Raw genomic sequence first — 15,969 nt, 5'->3', positions numbered from 1 at the left:
GCAGGCGATGAAAGAATATGATAGAATCCGCCCCCCTGCGGGGTATTGAACCCATTTTTAAGGAAAGCCCATGAAAGTTATCGAAGGTGTTGTTGCTACTCCAAATGCCCGTGTGGCGATCGCAATTGCACGTTTTAACAATTTCATCAATGACAGCCTGCTGGAAGGCGCCATCGACGCGCTGAAACGCATTGGTCAGGTTGCTGACGACAACATCACCGTTGTCTGGGTCCCGGGCGCTTACGAGCTGCCGTTGACGGCGAGCGTATTGGCCAAAACCGGCAAATACGACGCGGTTATCGCGCTGGGCACCGTTATCCGTGGGGGCACCGCGCACTTCGAATATGTGGCGGGCGAAGCCAGCTCCGGCATCGGCAACGTTGCGATGAATGCCGAAATCCCGGTTGCCTTTGGCGTGCTGACCACCGAAAGCATCGAACAGGCGATCGAACGCGCCGGCACCAAAGCGGGCAACAAGGGCGCTGAAGCCGCGTTGACCGCACTTGAAATGATTAATGTTATCAAAGCTATTAAAGCCTGAATTTAGTTAAGGGGAATTCCGTGAAACCTGCTGCTCGTCGCCGCGCTCGTGAGTGCGCTGTTCAAGCGCTTTACTCTTGGCAGTTGTCTAAAAACGACCTTGCCGATGTTGAACACCAGTTCCTGACGGAGCAGGATGTCAAAGATGTTGACGTCGCCTATTTTCGCGAGTTGCTGTCCGGCGCGGCAGTGAATGCAGGTATGCTGGACGAACTGATGGCGCCATACCTGTCGCGTCAGCTCGAAGAGCTGGGCCAGGTGGAGCGCGCAGTGCTGCGCGTCGCGCTGTTTGAACTGAAAATGCGCGAGGATGTCCCTTACAAGGTGGCGATCAACGAAGCGATCGAGCTGGCGAAAACCTTCGGCGCGGAAGACAGCCACAAGTTTGTGAACGGGGTGCTGGATAAAGTGGCGCCAACCCTTCGCAAGAAAAAGTAAAACATTAAGGCCGGCATTCCCGGCCTTAATTTCTTCTCGTGGAATATCGATATGGCATGCGGCGAATTTGACCTCATTGCCCGCTATTTTGACCGGTTTAAGCGCGTGCGCCGGGATGTACAGTTGGGCATTGGAGATGACTGCGCACTGCTGGCAGTGCCGGAAAAACAGCTGGTGGCCGTCAGTACCGATACGTTGGTGGCGGGCGTGCACTTCTTGCCGGACATCGATCCGGCCGATCTCGGTTATAAAGCGCTGGCGGTCAATCTGAGCGATCTGGCGGCGATGGGCGCCGATCCGGCGTGGCTCTCGCTGGCCCTGACCCTGCCGGAGGTGAACGAGCCCTGGCTGAAGGCCTTCAGCGACAGCCTGTTTGATCAGCTCAACTATTACGGCATGCAACTGATCGGCGGCGATACCACGCGCGGCCCGCTGAGTATGACCTTGACCATTCAGGGCTTGATCCCGGCCGGCCGGGCGCTGACCCGCAGCGGCGCGCGTATCGGCGACTGGATCTACGTGACCGGCACGCTGGGCGACAGCGCCGCCGGTTTGGCGATCCTGCAGGATCGTCTGGCGGTGACGGATACGGCGGCGCGCGATTACCTGATCGCTCGCCATCTGCGCCCGCAGCCGCGGGTGTTGCAGGGGCAGGCGCTGCGCGATCTGGCCAGTTCGGCGATCGACATCTCCGACGGCCTGATCTCCGATCTGAAACACATCCTGAAGGCCAGCGACTGTGGCGCACGCATCGTGCTGGACGAGCTGCCGATGTCGCAGGCGCTGAGCAGCCACGCGGATGCCGAGCAGGCGCTGCGTTGGGCGCTGGCGGGCGGCGAAGATTACGAGCTGTGTTTCACCGTGCCGGAAATCAACCGCGGCGCATTGGAAGTGGCGCTGAGCCACCTCGGGGCCGACTACACCTGTATCGGTCAGATTGGCCCGCTGTCTGAAGGCATTCGCTATTATCGCAACGACGAGGCGGTGGAGCTGGACTGGGTCGGGTTCGACCATTTCAATGCGGAGCCGGGCAACCATGGATGAAGCCAAACGCCGGCTGCGGATGAGCAATCCGTGGCACCTGCTGGCCACCGGTTTTGGCAGCGGTTTGTCGCCGGTGATGCCGGGTACCATGGGATCGCTGGCGGCGATCCCGTTCTGGCTGCTGCTGATCCAACTGCCGTGGCAGCTCTACTCGCTGACGGTGATGTTCAGCATTTGCATCGGCGTCTATATTTGCCACCGCACGGCAAAAGACATGAAGGTGCACGATCACGGCAGCATCGTCTGGGATGAGTTCGTCGGCATGTGGATCACGCTGATGGCGCTGCCGGTCAACGACTGGCGCTGGGTCGCCGCCGGTTTCGTCATCTTCCGCATTCTGGATATGTGGAAGCCGTGGCCGATCCGTTGGTTCGACCGCAACGTGCATGGCGGCATGGGCATTATGGTCGACGATATCATCGCCGGCGTGCTGTCCGCCGGTATCATCTACCTGATTGGCCACCACTGGCCGATCGGGCTGTTCTGACCGCCGGGCGCGGTTCTTCGCGCCCGCTTCTCTTATTCAAACCCCGTCACCCGATGCGGCACGTAAGCCGTCTCCAGTTCCGCCACCTCTTGCGGCGACAAACTCAAATCGACCGCGGCGATGGCGTCATCCAACTGCTCGCTGCGTGACGCGCCGACGATCGGCGCGCTGACCGCCGATTTGTTCAGCAGCCAGGCCAGCGCGATCTGCGCGCGTGAAACACCGCGTTCTTCGGCGAGGCTGGCGACGCGCTCGGCGATGATGGCGTCGATGCCTTCAGTTTCCTCGTACAGGCTTTTGCCGAACTGGTCGGAGACCAGCCGCGCGGTGGTTTCGCCCCAGGGGCGGGTCAGGCGGCCGCGCGCCAGCGGGCTCCATGGCAGTACGGCGATGCCTTCGGCGGCGCACAGCGGGTGCATTTCACGCTCTTCTTCGCGCTGGATCAGGTTGTATTGATCCTGCATGCTGACAAAGCGCGTCCAGCCGTGCAGATCGGCGGTATACAGCGCTTTGGCGAACTGCCAGGCGTACATGGAAGAGGCGCCGATGTAACGCGCCTTACCGGCTTTCACCACGTCGTGCAGCGCCTCCAGCGTCTCTTCCAGCGGCGTTTCGTAATCCCAGCGGTGGATTTGCAGCAAATCGACATAGTCGGTGCCGAGACGGCGCAGGCTGTCGTCGATGGACTGCATGATCTTGGCGCGCGACAAACCGCGCTCCAGGTTGCTCAGCGGGAAATAGACCTTGGTGGCGATAACGACGTCCTCGCGGCGTGCATAGTCGCGCAGCGCCCGGCCGAGGATCTCCTCGCTGCTGCCGTCGGAATAGCTGTTGGCGGTGTCGAAAAAGTTGATGCCGGCTTCCAGCGCCTGTTTCAGCAGCGGGCGGCTGCTCTCTTCCGGCAGCGTCCAGGCGTGATTGCCGCGGTTCGGTTCGCCGTAGGTCATGCAACCCAGGCAGATGCGCGAAACGTTCAGATCGGTGTTGCCCAGTTTCAGGTACTTCATGTTTGCCTCCCATTCACAGCTCAGACAGTAACTGTAGCGCGGATCCCGGAGGGCGGAAACGAAAACGCCCCCGAAAGCGGAGGCGTTTTATCAGGCGCGGGCGGCGATTACTGCGCCAGCCAGGTTTCGATTTGGCGCTGAATGCCGGCGGCGTCCAGCCCCAGATCGGCGCGCAGTTCTTCCTGGCTGCCCTGTGAGACGAAGCTGTCCGGCAGGCCGAGGTTCAGCACCGGCACCGGACGGCGTTTGGCCATCAGCAGTTCGTTGACGCCGCTGCCGGCGCCGCCCATGATGGCGTTCTCTTCCAGCGTGACCAGCGTTTCATGGCTGGCGGCCAGTTCGAGCACCAGCTGCTCGTCCAGCGGCTTGACGAAGCGCATGTCGACCAGCGTGGCGTTGAGCGCTTCCGCCGCTTGCGCGGCCTCCGGCAGCAGGGTGCCGAAGTTGAGAATGGCGATCTTTTCCCCCTGGCGGCGCACCACGCCTTTGCCGATCGGCAGCATGTTGAGCGGCTCCAGCGCCGCGCCGGTGCCGGTGCCGCGCGGATAACGCACGGCGCTCGGGCCTTCGTTATAGTGATAGCCGGTATACAGCATCTGGCGGCATTCGTTCTCGTCGCTCGGCGTCATGATCACCATGGTCGGAATGCAGCGCATGAACGACAGATCGAACGCCCCCTGGTGGGTCTGACCATCGGCGCCGACGATGCCGCCGCGATCGATGGCGAACATCACCGGCAGGTTTTGGATCGCCACGTCGTGGATCAGTTGGTCGTAGGCGCGTTGCAGGAAGGTGGAATAGATCGCCACCACCGGCTTGTAGCCGCCGATCGCCAGCCCGGCGGCGAAGGTGACCGCGTGCTGCTCGGCGATCGCCACATCGAAATATTGCTGCGGATAGTCGCGAGAGAACTGCACCATGCCGGAGCCTTCGCGCATCGCCGGCGTGATCGCCATCAGCGAGCTGTCTTTGGCGGCGGTTTCACACAGCCAGTCGCCGAAGATTTTCGAATAGGTCGGCAGACCGCCGGCGCTTTTCGGCAGCGTGCCGCTAGCGGGATCGAACTTCGGCACCGCGTGGAAGCTGATCGGATCCTTTTCCGCCGGCGCGTAACCACGGCCTTTCTTGGTCATGATGTGCAACAGCTGCGGGCCTTTCAGATCGCGCATGTTTTTCAATGTGGCGACCAACCCCTGCACGTCGTGCCCGTCTACCGGGCCGATGTAGTTGAAGCCCAGCTCTTCGAACAGCGTGCCTGGCACCACCATGCCTTTCAGGTGCTCTTCGGTGCGTTTCACCAGCTCCTTGATCGGCGGCACGCCGGCCAGCACTTTTTTGCCGCCTTCGCGCAGGGTGGAGTAGAGTTTGCCGGACAGCAGCTGCGCCAGATGGTTGTTCAGCGCGCCGACGTTTTCCGAGATCGACATCTCGTTGTCGTTCAGCACCACCAGCATGTCCGGATTGATATCACCGGCGTGGTTCATCGCTTCGAACGCCATGCCGGCGGTGATGGCACCGTCGCCGATCACGCACACCGTGCGGCGGCCCTTGCCCTCACGCTCCGCCGCCACCGCCATGCCGAGGCCGGCGCTGATCGAGGTCGACGAGTGGCCGACCGACAGCACGTCGTATTCGCTTTCGGCGCGCCACGGGAAGGGGTGCAGGCCGTTCTTTTGCCGGATAGTGGCGATGCGGTCGCGGCGGCCGGTCAGAATTTTGTGCGGGTAGGCCTGGTGGCCGACGTCCCACACCAGATGATCGAACGGCGTGTTGTAGACGAAATGCAACGCCACCGTCAGTTCGACGGTACCCAGCCCGGAGGCAAAGTGGCCGCTGGAGCGACTGACGCTGTTCAGCAGGTATTGCCGCAGCTCATCGCACAGCTTCGGCAAGCTCTCTTTGGGCAGCGAACGGAGTTCCTCGGGGTTTTCCGCTAGCGCCAGGGTTGGGTATTTGGCTATATCAAGACTCATTCGATACTCATATCAGAGGAGTTAACGTCACACGTTAATTGTCGCGTTCAATAATGAAGCTGGCTAACGCTCGCAATGGCGCTGTGTTATAAGATTGCGCTGCCAAAGTGTCTAATGCAGCTAATGCTTCCTGATAGAGATCCCACGCTTTTGCTTTCGCGCTGTCAAGCCCGAGTAACGCCGGGTAGGTACTCTTTCCGTGTTGTTGGTCCGCTCCCTGGCGCTTGCCGATTTTCTCAGTTTCGCCGACAACGTCCAAAATGTCATCCTGCACCTGGAACGCCAGGCCGACTGCAGCGGCGTAACGATCCAATTGCGGCAGCGCCGCTCGTCCGGCTTCGCCGGCGCTCAGCGCGCCCAGGCGCACCGCCGCGCGGATCAGCGCGCCGGTTTTGTGGCGGTGGATCTGTTCCAGCGCCTGCAGGTCGACGTGCTTGCCTTCGGCTTCCAGATCCAGCGATTGGCCGCCGCACATGCCGGCTACGCCGCTGGCGGTCGCCAGTTCGGAGACCATCGCCAGCCGATCGCGCAGCGCCACGTCGGGCATCTCGGCATCGGCCAGGATCGAAAACGCCAGCGTCTGCAGCGCATCGCCGGCCAGGATCGCGTTGGCTTCGCCGAATTTAATGTGACAGGTCGGCTGGCCACGGCGCAGATCGTCGTCGTCCATCGCCGGCAGATCGTCATGGATCAGCGAGTAGGCGTGGATGCATTCCACCGCCGCCGCCGGCGCGTCCAGGTTGCTCAGCGACACGTCGAACATCTGGCCGGTGGTGTACACCAGGAACGGACGCAGACGCTTGCCGCCCAGCAAGGCGCCGTGACGCATCGCCGCCACCATGTTGCCGTCGTTGAACGGCAGCGGGGCGATGAAGTCCAGCAGCGTGCGATCGGCGCGCTGGCGGAAAATCTGCAGTTGATCGGCAAAAGCGGCCGATGGGGCGATCTCAGACATGTCGGTTACTCGGCATCCGGTGTGAAAGGCGCCAGCGCCGCATCGTCGGCGCTGTCGTTAAGAAGTATCTGCACACGCTGTTCCGCCTGTTGCAGTTTCTGCTGGCCTTGGCGCGCCAGCTGCACGCCGCGTTCGAATTCGTTCAGCGCGTCTTCCAGCGGCAGTTCGCCCGACTCCAGACGCGTCACGATGCTTTCCAGCTCGCCGAGGGCGCTTTCAAAGCTGGCAGTTTGCTCTGTACTGGCTGATTGTGCTGGTTTTTTCGGCATAATTTTCTTTTTACGTCATCATGTGAACCGTGGCGCCAGAGCCTATCCTAGCGGATCTTGATTAGCAAATCATGGCGCTCATGTGTGGTTTTGTGCGCAGAGCGCGGCGATATGGTGATATACTCCGCGCCGTAATTCTTATCTGACAACAAAGACCGCCATGAAGTTTATCATTAAATTGTTCCCGGAAATCACCATCAAGAGCCAATCTGTGCGCTTGCGCTTTATCAAGATTCTCTCGACCAATATTCGCAACGTCCTGAAGCAGTATGATGAAACGCTGGCGGTCGTCCGTCACTGGGATCATATCGAAGTTCGCGCCAAAGATGAAAACCAGCGGCCGATCATCGCCGACGCGCTGACGCGTATTCCCGGCATCCACCATATTCTGGAAGTGGAAGATCGCGCTTATACCGATATCCACCACATCTTCGAGCAGACGCTGGAAGCCTACCGCGCCCAGCTGGAAGGCAAAACCTTCTGCGTGCGCGTCAAGCGTCGCGGCAAGCAGGCGTTCAATTCGCAGGACGTGGAGCGTTACGTCGGCGGCGGCCTGAACCAGCATATCGAGAGCGCGCGCGTTAACCTGACCCGCCCGCAGGTCACGGTAAACCTGGAGATTGAAGACGACAAGCTGATGCTGGTCAAACGCCGCCTCGAAGGCATCGGCGGTTATCCGGTCGGCACTCAGGAAGACGTGATGTCGCTGATTTCCGGCGGTTTCGACTCGGGCGTGTCCAGCTATATGCTGATGCGCCGCGGCTGCCGCGTGCACTTCTGCTTCTTCAACCTGGGCGGCGCCGCGCATGAGATTGGCGTGAAGCAGGTGGCGCACTACCTGTGGAACCGTTTCGCCAGCTCGCACAAGGTGCGCTTCGTCGCCATCGACTTCGAGCCGGTGGTGGGCGAGATCCTGGAGAAGGTCGATGACGGCCAGATGGGCGTGGTGCTCAAGCGCATGATGGTGCGCGCCGCTTCGCAAGTGGCCGAACGCTATGGCGTGCAGGCGCTGGTGACCGGTGAAGCGCTGGGGCAGGTGTCCAGCCAGACGCTGACCAACCTGCGCTTGATCGACAATGCGTCCGATACGCTGATCCTGCGTCCGCTGATTTCGCACGATAAAGAGCACATCATCAAGCTGGCGCGCGAAATCGGCACCGAAGACTTCGCCAAAACCATGCCGGAATATTGCGGCGTGATTTCGAAGAGCCCGACGGTGAAAGCCGTCAAGGCCAAGATCGAAGAGGAAGAGAGCCACTTCGATTTCAGCATTCTCGATCGGGTGGTGAGCGAAGCGAAGAACGTCGATATTCGCTCCATCGCCGAGCAGGCGCAGGAGCAGGTGACCGAAGTGGAAACCGTTGCGGCCTTCGGCGCCGACGAGGTGATCCTGGATATCCGCTCCAACGACGAGCAGGAAGAGAAGCCGCTGCAGCTGGAACAGGTTGAAGTGAAAGCGCTGCCGTTCTACAAGCTGAGCACCCAGTTCGGCGATCTGGATCAGAGCAAAACTTATCTGTTGTACTGCGAGCGCGGCGTGATGAGCCGCCTGCAGGCGCTGTACCTGCTGGAGCAGGGCTTCAGCAACGTGAAGGTTTATCGCCCGTAACGCGGGCAGCGGCGTAAACGAGAGGGGCTGAACTGGTGTTCAGCCCTTTTTTTATCGGCAAGCCGCTCAGTCGCGGAAATCGTACATCCCAGGGATCAGCACCAGCTGCGCGGCGATCTCCGCCGCTTTGGCCTTGCCGAGCAGCAGATCGATCAGCTTCAGCGCGAACTCCATCGCGGTGCCCGGCCCCTGGCTGGTGAGCAGCTTGACGCGTGCGTCGTACACCACACGGCGCTCCATCCATTTTTCCGCCGGTATCTGGTCTTTCAGGCCCGGGAAGCCGGTCATGTTGCCGACCGGGAACAGATCGTGGTGCTGGAGCACCAGCGCCGGCGCCGCACAGATGGCGGCGACGATATTCCCCTGCAGGTGCATCTGCCGCACTTTTTCCACCAGCAACGGGCTGTCGCGGAAGCATTCCGCCCCCTTCAGGCCGCCGGGCAGCACGATGGCGTCAAAAGGCTCATCGACGATCGCCACCAGCGGCGCGTCGGCCAGCAGCTTGACGCCGCGCGAACAAACGATAGTCAGCTCGCCGTCACCGGCGACGCTGGCGGTAGTGACTTTAACGCCCGCCCGCACCAGCAGATCAATGGTGGTGACGGCTTCGGTTTCTTCGCTACCAGGTGCCAGGCAAACCAGCGCCGATACGCTCATATTCATTTTCCTTTCGTTTAATCAATTCAAACAGCCGCGCATTCTCCGGCAGCGTGAGGCCGTGACTGCGCGCACGGCGCAGCAGGTAGCCGGTGATGTAGTCGATCTCGGTATGCCGCTGGCTGCGGATATCCTGCAGCATCGACGAAACGTTGTCGGCGGTGCTGTGGATCACGTCCATCACATATTGCATCAGGCCTTCGCAGGAGGTGTGGTAGCCCTCCATCGCCATCACGCTGGCGACTTCACGACACAGCGTTTCGATCTGCTCCGGGTAGCGCTGCAGATCGCCGTTGCGGCAGCCGTACAGCGCCGTCAGCGGGTTGATCACGCAGTTGACCGCCAGCTTGCGCCAGTTGGCCGAGGCGATGTTGTTGTGCCAGGCGACGTCGGGCAGCGCCTGATGCAGCACTTCCGCCAGGTGGCTGAGATGCTGGGCGGCCGGTGAGGTGGGGCCGATGTGGGTGATGCCGGTGGCGACGTGAATAATGGTGCTGCCTTCGTGGCGCGCGGCGTGGGTGGTGGTGCCCTGCAGGATGGGCTGGCCGTTTTGCGGCAGCTCCTCCTGGGTACCCATGCCGTTATGCAACAGCAAAATGGCGCACTGAGGGTTCAGCTTCGGCAGCAGCGCACTGACCGCGCTGGAGACCTGCCAGGCTTTCAGCGTCACCAGCAGCAGCTCGCTCTGCGCGAGGTGCTCAGGATCGTTGGTGGGCAAATTGCGATTAAACGAGACGCCTTCCGGCTCGATCACGTTCACGGCGCAAAAAGGCTGCGGCACTCTTAGCCATCCCTGTACATCGTGGCCCTGCTGATACAGCCGGGAGAGCCACAGTTGTCCGAGCGCGCCGCAACCAAGAATGGTTATTTTCATTCAGTCTCCTTGGAAACACGGGAATACCGCTCAATTACCGTGATCTAACTATAGGCTTTATGGCAGCCTGAAGCGCTATCCCTGCGTGCGTTCAGCAGATTTTGTCTGAGGCGGCAAAGCGGTTATCATGCTCGGCATCAAAATCGCCTAAGCTATTAGGCACTCATTCAGGAGGAAGAAGTATGCCATCTTTCGACATCGTTTCCGAAATTGATATGCAGGAAGTGCGTAACGCCGTTGAGAACGCCACCCGCGATCTCGGCACCCGCTGGGATTTTCGCAACGTGCCGGCCAGCTTTGAGCTAAACGAGAAGAATCAAAGCATCAAGGTTGCCACCGAGTCTGATTTCCAGGTGCAGCAGCTGCTCGACATTCTGCGCGAAAAGCTGAGCAAGCGCAGCATCGACGGCGCCGCGCTGGAGATCCCGGAAGAGTTTACCCACAGCGGTAAAACCTACAGCGTGGAAGCCAAGCTGAAGCAGGGGATTGAAACCTCTGTAGCGAAGAAAATCGTCAAGCTGATCAAAGACAGCAAGCTGAAGGTGCAGGCGCAGATCCAGGGCGAAGAAGTGCGGGTGACCGGCAAGTCACGCGACGATTTGCAGAGCGTGATGGCGCTGGTGCGCGGCGGCGATCTGGGGCAGCCGTTCCAGTTCAAGAACTTCCGCGATTAATCTCGACGGGGCCGGCATTGCCGGCCCTGATTCTTTACAGCGAATTGACCAGCGCTTCCAGTTGACCGCGATTGGTCTGCTTGGTATCCACCTTGACGTAGGCGCTGCGCTCCTCCGGCACCACGATCGCCTCGGCCACGCCGGGCTGCGCCTTCAGGCGGCTTTCCAGCGCCGAATCCTTCACCGCCAGTTCAGACAGCGTAATGCGCAGGCTGCTGACATACGGCGGCTCTTTCATGGTGCTGCTGACCAGGAACCAAACGGCGGCCAATACCGCGCCGGCGATAAACACCAGGCCTGCCCCCTGCAAACCGTACAGCCAGCCGCCGAGGCTGCCGCCGATCGCTACGCCGATAAACTGGCTGGTGGAGTAGACACCCATCGCGGTGCCCTTATAGCCGGCCGGTGATTCTTTGCTGATCAGCGAAGGCAGAATGGCTTCCATCACATTGAAGGCCATGAAGAACAGCTGCACGCCGGCGATGATGCCCCACAGGTGCGCGCCGGAGAGCCACAGCAGCACTTCGGCGCAAAACAGCACCGCCACGCAGCCCATAAACACCTGCTTCATGCGGCGATATTTTTCGGCATAGATGATGAAAGGCACCACGGCGGCGAACGACACCAGCATGGTCACCAGGTAGACGATCCAGTGTTCGCTGGCCGCCAGCCCGGCTTTTTCCATCGCCAGCGGCAGCGCCACGAAGCTCGACATCAGCAGGATATGCAGACACATGATGCCGAAGTTGAGCTTCAGCAGGCGCGAGTTGCTCAGCACTTTGCTGAAACTGCCGCGCACGATGCTGGACTCGCGGTTCAGCAGATGGGTATCGGCGGAAGGCACTACCGCCAGGGTGATGACGATGCCGGCCAGCGCCAGCACGGCGATCATCCAGAACAGCGCATGCAGGCCGAAGGCGTGGGTAATTATAGGGCCCAACACCATGGCGATGGCGAAGGTGATGCCGAAGCTGACGCCGATGAACGCCATCGCTTTGGTGCGGTTCTGCTCGCGGGTCAGATCGGAGAGCAGCGCCATTACCGCGGCGGCGATCGCGCCGGAGCCTTGCAACGCGCGGCCGAGGATCACACCCCAGATAGAGTCGGTCGCGGCGGCGATCACGCTGCCGAGGGCAAAGATCAGCAGGCCGCCGACGATCAGCGGCTTACGGCCGATGCGATCGGACACCAGACCGAACGGGATCTGAAACACCGCCTGCGCCAGGCCGTAGATGCCGATGGCGATGCCGATCAGCGCTTCGCTGGCGCCGTTGAGCGCCATGCCGTAGGTGGTCAGCACCGGCAATACCATAAACATGCCGAGCATGCGCAGGGAGAATACGGTGCCCAATCCCCAGGTAGCGCGGCGCTCCTGCGGGGTCATTGAATTATCGTTCACATCAAACCTCGGTAAAAACCATGCCATCAGACGTTGAGACAGCGCCTGATGGCATGATTTCTGTAAAGCTTCGTCATTTTAGTGTGCGGGGCAGGGGGGGTAAATCGAATGTTGTTTAACAGATATTACAGTTTGGCCGCTTTTCGGCGTGACAAATAAAATGGGCCGCAAAAGCGGCCCATTCACAGATGATTTGGCTTACCAAACGTAGGTCACCAGCGCTTCAGGCGCCGCCGTGGCGCTGAAGTCGATCGACATCATCACGCTCAGCGAGGTGATGGCGACGATGGAGAACACGAACAGTTTGCGCGCCCAGACGCTGTCGTTTTCGGTCTTGTAACCGCGCAGCGCCATGCCGAGCCACCATACGCTCACCGCCGCAGCGACGATCAGGTATTTGTAGCCGGCGTAGCCCACCAGGGTCAGCATCAGCGTGGCGATCATAAATGCCAGGATGTAGACCGTGATGTGGTTCTTGGCGACGGAAATGCCTTTCACCACCGGCAGCACCGGAATGTTGGCCGCCTGGTAATCTTTAAAGCGGAAGATAGCGATCGCATAAGAATGCGGCATCTGCCACAGGCTAAAGATAGCCAGCAGGATCAACGCGCCGGCGTCGAACTCGTTGGTCACCGCGCAGTAGCCGATAACCGGCGGCGCGGCGCCCGACAAGCTGCCGATCAGCGTGCCGTAGACCGAATGGCGTTTCATGTACAGGCTGTAAACGCCGACATAAACCACGAAGCCCATCACCGCCAGCCACATGGCCAGCGGGTTGGCCGCGATATACAGCAACGCGAAGCCCGCAATACCCAACACGGTCGCATAAACCAGGGTGACACTCGGCGCGATCAGGCCTTTTACCAGCACCCGATTCTTCGTTCTCTCCATTTTCTTGTCGATATCGCGGTCGATGTAGTTGTTAAACACACAGCCCGACGCGACCACCAACGAGACACCCACCAGGGTGGCGAGAAACAGGGGATAGTCGATGCTCCCTTTGGAAGCGAGCAGGAATCCCCCAACGACAGAAATTAAATTGCCGAAAATAATTCCTGGTTTAGTGACTTGCAGGTATTGCTTAATCATCACGTGCAGCTCAGCTCTTAATCGACCATCATATTGATGTTGAGGTTGTACATAATCCAGAGTGAACCTACAACAACGATACCGATGATCATAGCGGTGAACAGCAATGCCACCAGGTTCCAGCGCTCTTCCGATGAGGTGTTCATGTGCAGGAAGTAAACCAGGTGAACAATCACCTGGATAACCGCCATACCGACAACAACCGCCAGGATGGTGGAATGAGAGGCAGTGCCGTTCATTACCATCGCAAATGGAATTACCGTCAGGATGATCGACAGGATAAAGCCGATCAGGTATGACTTCACGCTGCCGTGGCTTGCGCCGCCGTGAGAGGTTTCATGGGATGAATGGCTCATTACATAACCCCCAGCAGGTAGACAACGGTAAATACGCAGATCCAGACCACGTCCAGGAAGTGCCAGAACAGGCTCAGGCACATCAGGCGGGTTTTGTTGGTCGCGGTCAGGCCGAACTTGCTCACCTGAATCATCAGCACGATGATCCAAATCAGGCCGGAAGTCACGTGCAGACCGTGGGTGCCGACCAGCGCGAAGAAGCTGGACAGGAACGCGCTGCGATCCGGCCCGAAGCCTTCGGCGATCAGGTGATGGAATTCATAGATTTCCATCGCCACGAAGCCCAGACCAAACAGGAAGGTCAGGAACAACCAGGTGTTTACACCGCCAACTTTACCCTTGTTCATGGCGATCATCGCCATGCCGTAGGTGATGGAGCTGAACAACAGCAGGAAAGTTTCGACCAGAACAAACTTCAGGTCGAAGATGTCTTTGCCTGAGGGACCGCCAGCGGTCCCGTTCACCAGGACTGCATAAGTCGCGAACAAGCTCGCAAACAAAATACAGTCGCTCATCAGGTAGATCCAGAATCCGAAGACTTTGGTCTCTCCCGCGTCGTGGTGCCCATGCTCTGCATGGGCTGCGTTATGATTGGTCAGAGTTTCAGTTGACATGGTTCACGCCTGCTTTACGGATTTGTTCGTAGTGTTGGTTCTCAATGCGCTCGATTTCATCAACCTGCACATAGTAGTCAACATCGTGATCGAAGCTCTTGCCGATCCAGACAACGATCATACCGATGAAGCCGGCCAGAGCCATCCACCAGATTTCCCAAATCATTGCGAAACCGAATACCAGGCTGAAGAAGGCGATGATAACGCCGGCACCGGTGTTCTTAGGCATATGAATCGGTTCGTATTTAGCCGGTTTCTTATAAGCTTCACCTTTTTCTTTCATGTCCCAGAATTCATCACGGTCATGAATCTGCGGCACTACGGCAAAGTTATAGAACGGCGGTGGAGACGAAGTTGACCACTCCAGAGTACGAGCACCCCATGGGTCACCGGTCAGATCGCGGTTCTGCTCGCGGTCACGGATACTGACGAAGATCTGGGTCAGCTGGCACAGGATGCCGCAGGCGATCAGCGCCGCACCGCCGGCTGCAACCAGCAGCAGAGGGTGGAACTCAGGGTTGATGTTCTGGCTGATACGACGGGTCATGCCCATAAAGCCCAATGCGTACAGCGGCATGAAGGCGGTGAAGAAGCCGATGATCCAGAACCAGAACGCGCGGATGCCCCATTTTTCGTTCAGCGTGAAGCCGAAGGATTTCGGGAACCAGTAGGTCAGGCCCGCGAAGCAACCGAACACCACGCCGCCGATGATGACGTTGTGGAAGTGCGCGATCAGGAACAGGCTGTTGTGCAGCACGAAGTTCGCGCCCGGCACCGCCAGCAGAACGCCGGTCATACCACCCACGGAGAAGGTGATGATGAAGCCAACGGTCCACAGCATTGCGGAGTTGAGCTTGATGCGGCCCTGATACATGGTGAACAGCCAGTTGAAGATTTTCACCCCGGTCGGGATGGAAATGATCATGGTGGCGATACCGAAGAAGGCGTTAACGTTCGCGCCGGACCCCATGGTGAAGAAGTGGTGCAGCCAGACGATGAACGACAGAACGGTGATCGCGATGGTTGCCCATACCAGTGAGGTATAGCCGAACAGGCGTTTTCTGGAGAAGGTCGCGGTGACTTCGGAGAACACGCCGAACACCGGCAGAACCAGGATATACACCTCTGGGTGACCCCAGGCCCAAATCAGGTTGATGTACATCATCATGTTGCCGCCCATATCATTGGTGAAGAAATGGGTGCCCAGATAGCGATCCAGGGTCAGCAGCGCGATGGTGACGGTCAGAATTGGGAAAGAAACGATGATCAGGACGTTGGTACACAGCGCCGCCCAGGTGAACACCGGCATCTTCATCATAGGCATGCCAGGGGCACGCATCTTCAGAATGGTGGCGAAGAAGTTCACGCCGGTCAGCAGGGTACCCAGACCGGAAATCTGCAGACTCCAGATCCAGTAATCGACCCCGACGCCAGGACTGTACTCTTTACCCGACAGCGGCGGATACGCCAGCCAACCGGTCTGAGCGAACTCACCGACCCCCAGGGAGATGTTGATCAGCACCACGCCCACCACGAAGAACCAGAAGCTCAGGGAGTTCAGGAACGGGAAGGCGACGTCGCGCGCACCGATTTGCAGCGGCACCACGACGTTCATCAGGCCAACCACGAAAGGCATCGCCATGAAGAAGATCATGATGACGCCGTGCGCGGTGAAGATCTGGTCGTAGTGGTGCGGCGGCAGGAACCCGGCTTCGCCGGCGGACGCCAACGCCTGCTGGCTACGCATCATGATGGCGTCGGCAAAGCCGCGCAGCAGCATGACCATCGCCACGATGATGTACATGATACCAATTTTTTTATGGTCGACCGAAGTCAGCCATTCGCTCCACAGCCACTTCCATTTACCGAAATACGTCAGCAGTGCCAGCACTGCCAGGCCCCCGACAATAATTGCGGCTACGGTGACCATGATGATCGGTTCGTGGTACGGAACCGCATCAAGTGTTAATTTTCCCAACATCAG

The 15,969-nt window shown here is 59.4% G+C and carries 17 protein-coding genes; 6 read left to right on the top strand and 11 right to left on the bottom strand.

Annotated features, from left to right (window positions below):
* The first annotated feature begins 70 nt into the window (after positions 1 to 70).
* From ribE to pgpA, 4 genes are read left to right on the top strand one after another with little or no spacing between them, the layout of a single operon-like run.
* Positions 71 to 541 (top strand): 6,7-dimethyl-8-ribityllumazine synthase, encoded by a 471-nt coding sequence (ribE, locus tag ACOWVD_RS13240; RefSeq protein WP_004940385.1) that lies wholly within the window; start codon positions 71 to 73, stop codon positions 539 to 541.
* A 20-nt stretch (positions 542 to 561) separates the two neighbouring features.
* On the top strand, positions 562 to 978 hold the full coding sequence (gene nusB, locus ACOWVD_RS13235) for a transcription antitermination factor NusB (RefSeq protein ID WP_004940384.1): 417 nt from the start codon (positions 562 to 564) through the stop codon (positions 976 to 978).
* Between the two features lie 51 nt (positions 979 to 1,029).
* On the top strand, positions 1,030 to 2,022 hold the full coding sequence (gene thiL / locus ACOWVD_RS13230) for a thiamine-phosphate kinase (RefSeq protein WP_033634011.1): 993 nt from the start codon (positions 1,030 to 1,032) through the stop codon (positions 2,020 to 2,022).
* Positions 2,015 to 2,509 carry a phosphatidylglycerophosphatase A gene (gene pgpA / locus ACOWVD_RS13225; RefSeq protein ID WP_033634010.1) on the top strand — a complete coding sequence of 165 codons (495 nt, stop codon included), beginning with the start codon at positions 2,015 to 2,017 and terminating at the stop codon, positions 2,507 to 2,509. Before thiL ends, pgpA begins: the two co-directional genes overlap by 8 nt.
* A 32-nt stretch (positions 2,510 to 2,541) precedes the next feature.
* Here pgpA and ACOWVD_RS13220 read toward each other — a convergent pair whose 3' ends face one another.
* From ACOWVD_RS13220 to xseB, 4 genes are all read right to left on the bottom strand, one after another.
* Complete coding sequence (locus tag ACOWVD_RS13220) at positions 2,542 to 3,516, bottom strand: aldo/keto reductase (RefSeq protein WP_197842932.1); 975 nt, start codon at positions 3,514 to 3,516, stop codon at positions 2,542 to 2,544.
* Positions 3,517 to 3,623: 107 nt separating this feature from the next.
* Positions 3,624 to 5,489, bottom strand: coding sequence for a 1-deoxy-D-xylulose-5-phosphate synthase (dxs, locus tag ACOWVD_RS13215; protein ID WP_049242811.1), 1,866 nt, complete (start codon positions 5,487 to 5,489; stop codon positions 3,624 to 3,626).
* 34 nt (positions 5,490 to 5,523) lie between these two features.
* On the bottom strand, positions 5,524 to 6,444 hold the full coding sequence (gene ispA, locus ACOWVD_RS13210) for a (2E,6E)-farnesyl diphosphate synthase (RefSeq protein ID WP_049242810.1): 921 nt from the start codon (positions 6,442 to 6,444) through the stop codon (positions 5,524 to 5,526).
* A gap of 5 nt (positions 6,445 to 6,449) precedes the next feature.
* Positions 6,450 to 6,713, bottom strand: a complete 264-nt coding sequence (gene xseB / locus ACOWVD_RS13205) for an exodeoxyribonuclease VII small subunit (RefSeq protein WP_015376838.1) — start codon at positions 6,711 to 6,713, stop codon at positions 6,450 to 6,452.
* Positions 6,714 to 6,873: 160 nt separating this feature from the next.
* Here xseB and thiI point away from each other — a divergent pair, with 160 nt between their 5' ends.
* Complete coding sequence (gene thiI / locus ACOWVD_RS13200) at positions 6,874 to 8,322, top strand: tRNA uracil 4-sulfurtransferase ThiI (protein ID WP_004940377.1); 1,449 nt, start codon at positions 6,874 to 6,876, stop codon at positions 8,320 to 8,322.
* Between the two features lie 66 nt (positions 8,323 to 8,388).
* Here the strand turns inward: thiI and yajL are convergent, their stop codons facing one another.
* Both yajL and panE read right to left on the bottom strand, forming a co-directional pair.
* Positions 8,389 to 8,979: a protein deglycase YajL gene (gene yajL / locus ACOWVD_RS13195; RefSeq protein WP_004940376.1), complete on the bottom strand. Its 591-nt coding sequence runs from the start codon at positions 8,977 to 8,979 to the stop codon at positions 8,389 to 8,391.
* Complete coding sequence (gene panE / locus ACOWVD_RS13190) at positions 8,942 to 9,853, bottom strand: 2-dehydropantoate 2-reductase (RefSeq protein WP_004940375.1); 912 nt, start codon at positions 9,851 to 9,853, stop codon at positions 8,942 to 8,944. Before panE ends, yajL begins: the two co-directional genes overlap by 38 nt.
* Positions 9,854 to 10,035: 182 nt before the next feature.
* On the opposite strand from panE, the gene ACOWVD_RS13185 reads away from it, so the two are divergent.
* Positions 10,036 to 10,527 carry a YajQ family cyclic di-GMP-binding protein gene (locus ACOWVD_RS13185; RefSeq protein WP_004940373.1) on the top strand — a complete coding sequence of 164 codons (492 nt, stop codon included), beginning with the start codon at positions 10,036 to 10,038 and terminating at the stop codon, positions 10,525 to 10,527.
* Positions 10,528 to 10,561: 34 nt separating this feature from the next.
* On the opposite strand, the gene ACOWVD_RS13180 is transcribed toward ACOWVD_RS13185, so the two are convergent.
* The 5 genes from ACOWVD_RS13180 to cyoB form a co-directional block, all read right to left on the bottom strand.
* Positions 10,562 to 11,926 (bottom strand): MFS transporter, encoded by a 1,365-nt coding sequence (locus ACOWVD_RS13180; RefSeq protein ID WP_164095463.1) that lies wholly within the window; start codon positions 11,924 to 11,926, stop codon positions 10,562 to 10,564.
* 198 nt (positions 11,927 to 12,124) lie between these two features.
* Positions 12,125 to 13,015 (bottom strand): heme o synthase, encoded by an 891-nt coding sequence (cyoE, locus tag ACOWVD_RS13175; protein ID WP_015376842.1) that lies wholly within the window; start codon positions 13,013 to 13,015, stop codon positions 12,125 to 12,127.
* A gap of 17 nt (positions 13,016 to 13,032) precedes the next feature.
* A complete protein-coding gene (locus ACOWVD_RS13170) occupies positions 13,033 to 13,371 on the bottom strand; it encodes a cytochrome o ubiquinol oxidase subunit IV (RefSeq protein ID WP_004940369.1) in 339 nt (112 codons plus the stop codon).
* Positions 13,371 to 13,985 carry a cytochrome o ubiquinol oxidase subunit III gene (locus ACOWVD_RS13165; protein ID WP_004940367.1) on the bottom strand — a complete coding sequence of 205 codons (615 nt, stop codon included), beginning with the start codon at positions 13,983 to 13,985 and terminating at the stop codon, positions 13,371 to 13,373. Before ACOWVD_RS13165 ends, ACOWVD_RS13170 begins: the two co-directional genes overlap by 1 nt.
* A complete protein-coding gene (cyoB, locus tag ACOWVD_RS13160) occupies positions 13,975 to 15,966 on the bottom strand; it encodes a cytochrome o ubiquinol oxidase subunit I (protein WP_004940366.1) in 1,992 nt (663 codons plus the stop codon). The genes ACOWVD_RS13165 and cyoB overlap by 11 nt, the downstream gene beginning before the upstream one ends.
* Between the last annotated feature and the right edge of the window lie 3 nt (positions 15,967 to 15,969).

Source organism: Serratia sp. SA088 (assembly GCF_049065515.1).
In the GTDB taxonomy this organism is placed as follows: Bacteria; Pseudomonadota; Gammaproteobacteria; order Enterobacterales; family Enterobacteriaceae; genus Serratia; species Serratia nematodiphila.
Note: the sequence above shows the minus strand (reverse complement) of the source record. Positions and strands in the feature narration are given on the sequence as shown.

Coding starts and splice junctions, on each gene's coding strand:
- ACOWVD_RS13185 (WP_004940373.1), top strand. CDS start 10,036: ATGCCATCTTTCGACATCGTTTCCGAAATTGATATGCAGGAAGTGCGT.
- panE (WP_004940375.1), bottom strand. CDS start 9,853: ATGAAAATAACCATTCTTGGTTGCGGCGCGCTCGGACAACTGTGGCTC.
- ACOWVD_RS13170 (WP_004940369.1), bottom strand. CDS start 13,371: ATGAGCCATTCATCCCATGAAACCTCTCACGGCGGCGCAAGCCACGGC.
- ribE (WP_004940385.1), top strand. CDS start 71: ATGAAAGTTATCGAAGGTGTTGTTGCTACTCCAAATGCCCGTGTGGCG.
- ACOWVD_RS13165 (WP_004940367.1), bottom strand. CDS start 13,985: ATGTCAACTGAAACTCTGACCAATCATAACGCAGCCCATGCAGAGCAT.
- dxs (WP_049242811.1), bottom strand. CDS start 5,489: ATGAGTCTTGATATAGCCAAATACCCAACCCTGGCGCTAGCGGAAAAC.
- pgpA (WP_033634010.1), top strand. CDS start 2,015: ATGGATGAAGCCAAACGCCGGCTGCGGATGAGCAATCCGTGGCACCTG.
- thiI (WP_004940377.1), top strand. CDS start 6,874: ATGAAGTTTATCATTAAATTGTTCCCGGAAATCACCATCAAGAGCCAA.
- cyoB (WP_004940366.1), bottom strand. CDS start 15,966: ATGTTGGGAAAATTAACACTTGATGCGGTTCCGTACCACGAACCGATC.
- ispA (WP_049242810.1), bottom strand. CDS start 6,444: ATGTCTGAGATCGCCCCATCGGCCGCTTTTGCCGATCAACTGCAGATT.
- thiL (WP_033634011.1), top strand. CDS start 1,030: ATGGCATGCGGCGAATTTGACCTCATTGCCCGCTATTTTGACCGGTTT.
- cyoE (WP_015376842.1), bottom strand. CDS start 13,015: ATGATTAAGCAATACCTGCAAGTCACTAAACCAGGAATTATTTTCGGC.
- xseB (WP_015376838.1), bottom strand. CDS start 6,713: ATGCCGAAAAAACCAGCACAATCAGCCAGTACAGAGCAAACTGCCAGC.
- ACOWVD_RS13220 (WP_197842932.1), bottom strand. CDS start 3,516: ATGAAGTACCTGAAACTGGGCAACACCGATCTGAACGTTTCGCGCATC.
- yajL (WP_004940376.1), bottom strand. CDS start 8,979: ATGAGCGTATCGGCGCTGGTTTGCCTGGCACCTGGTAGCGAAGAAACC.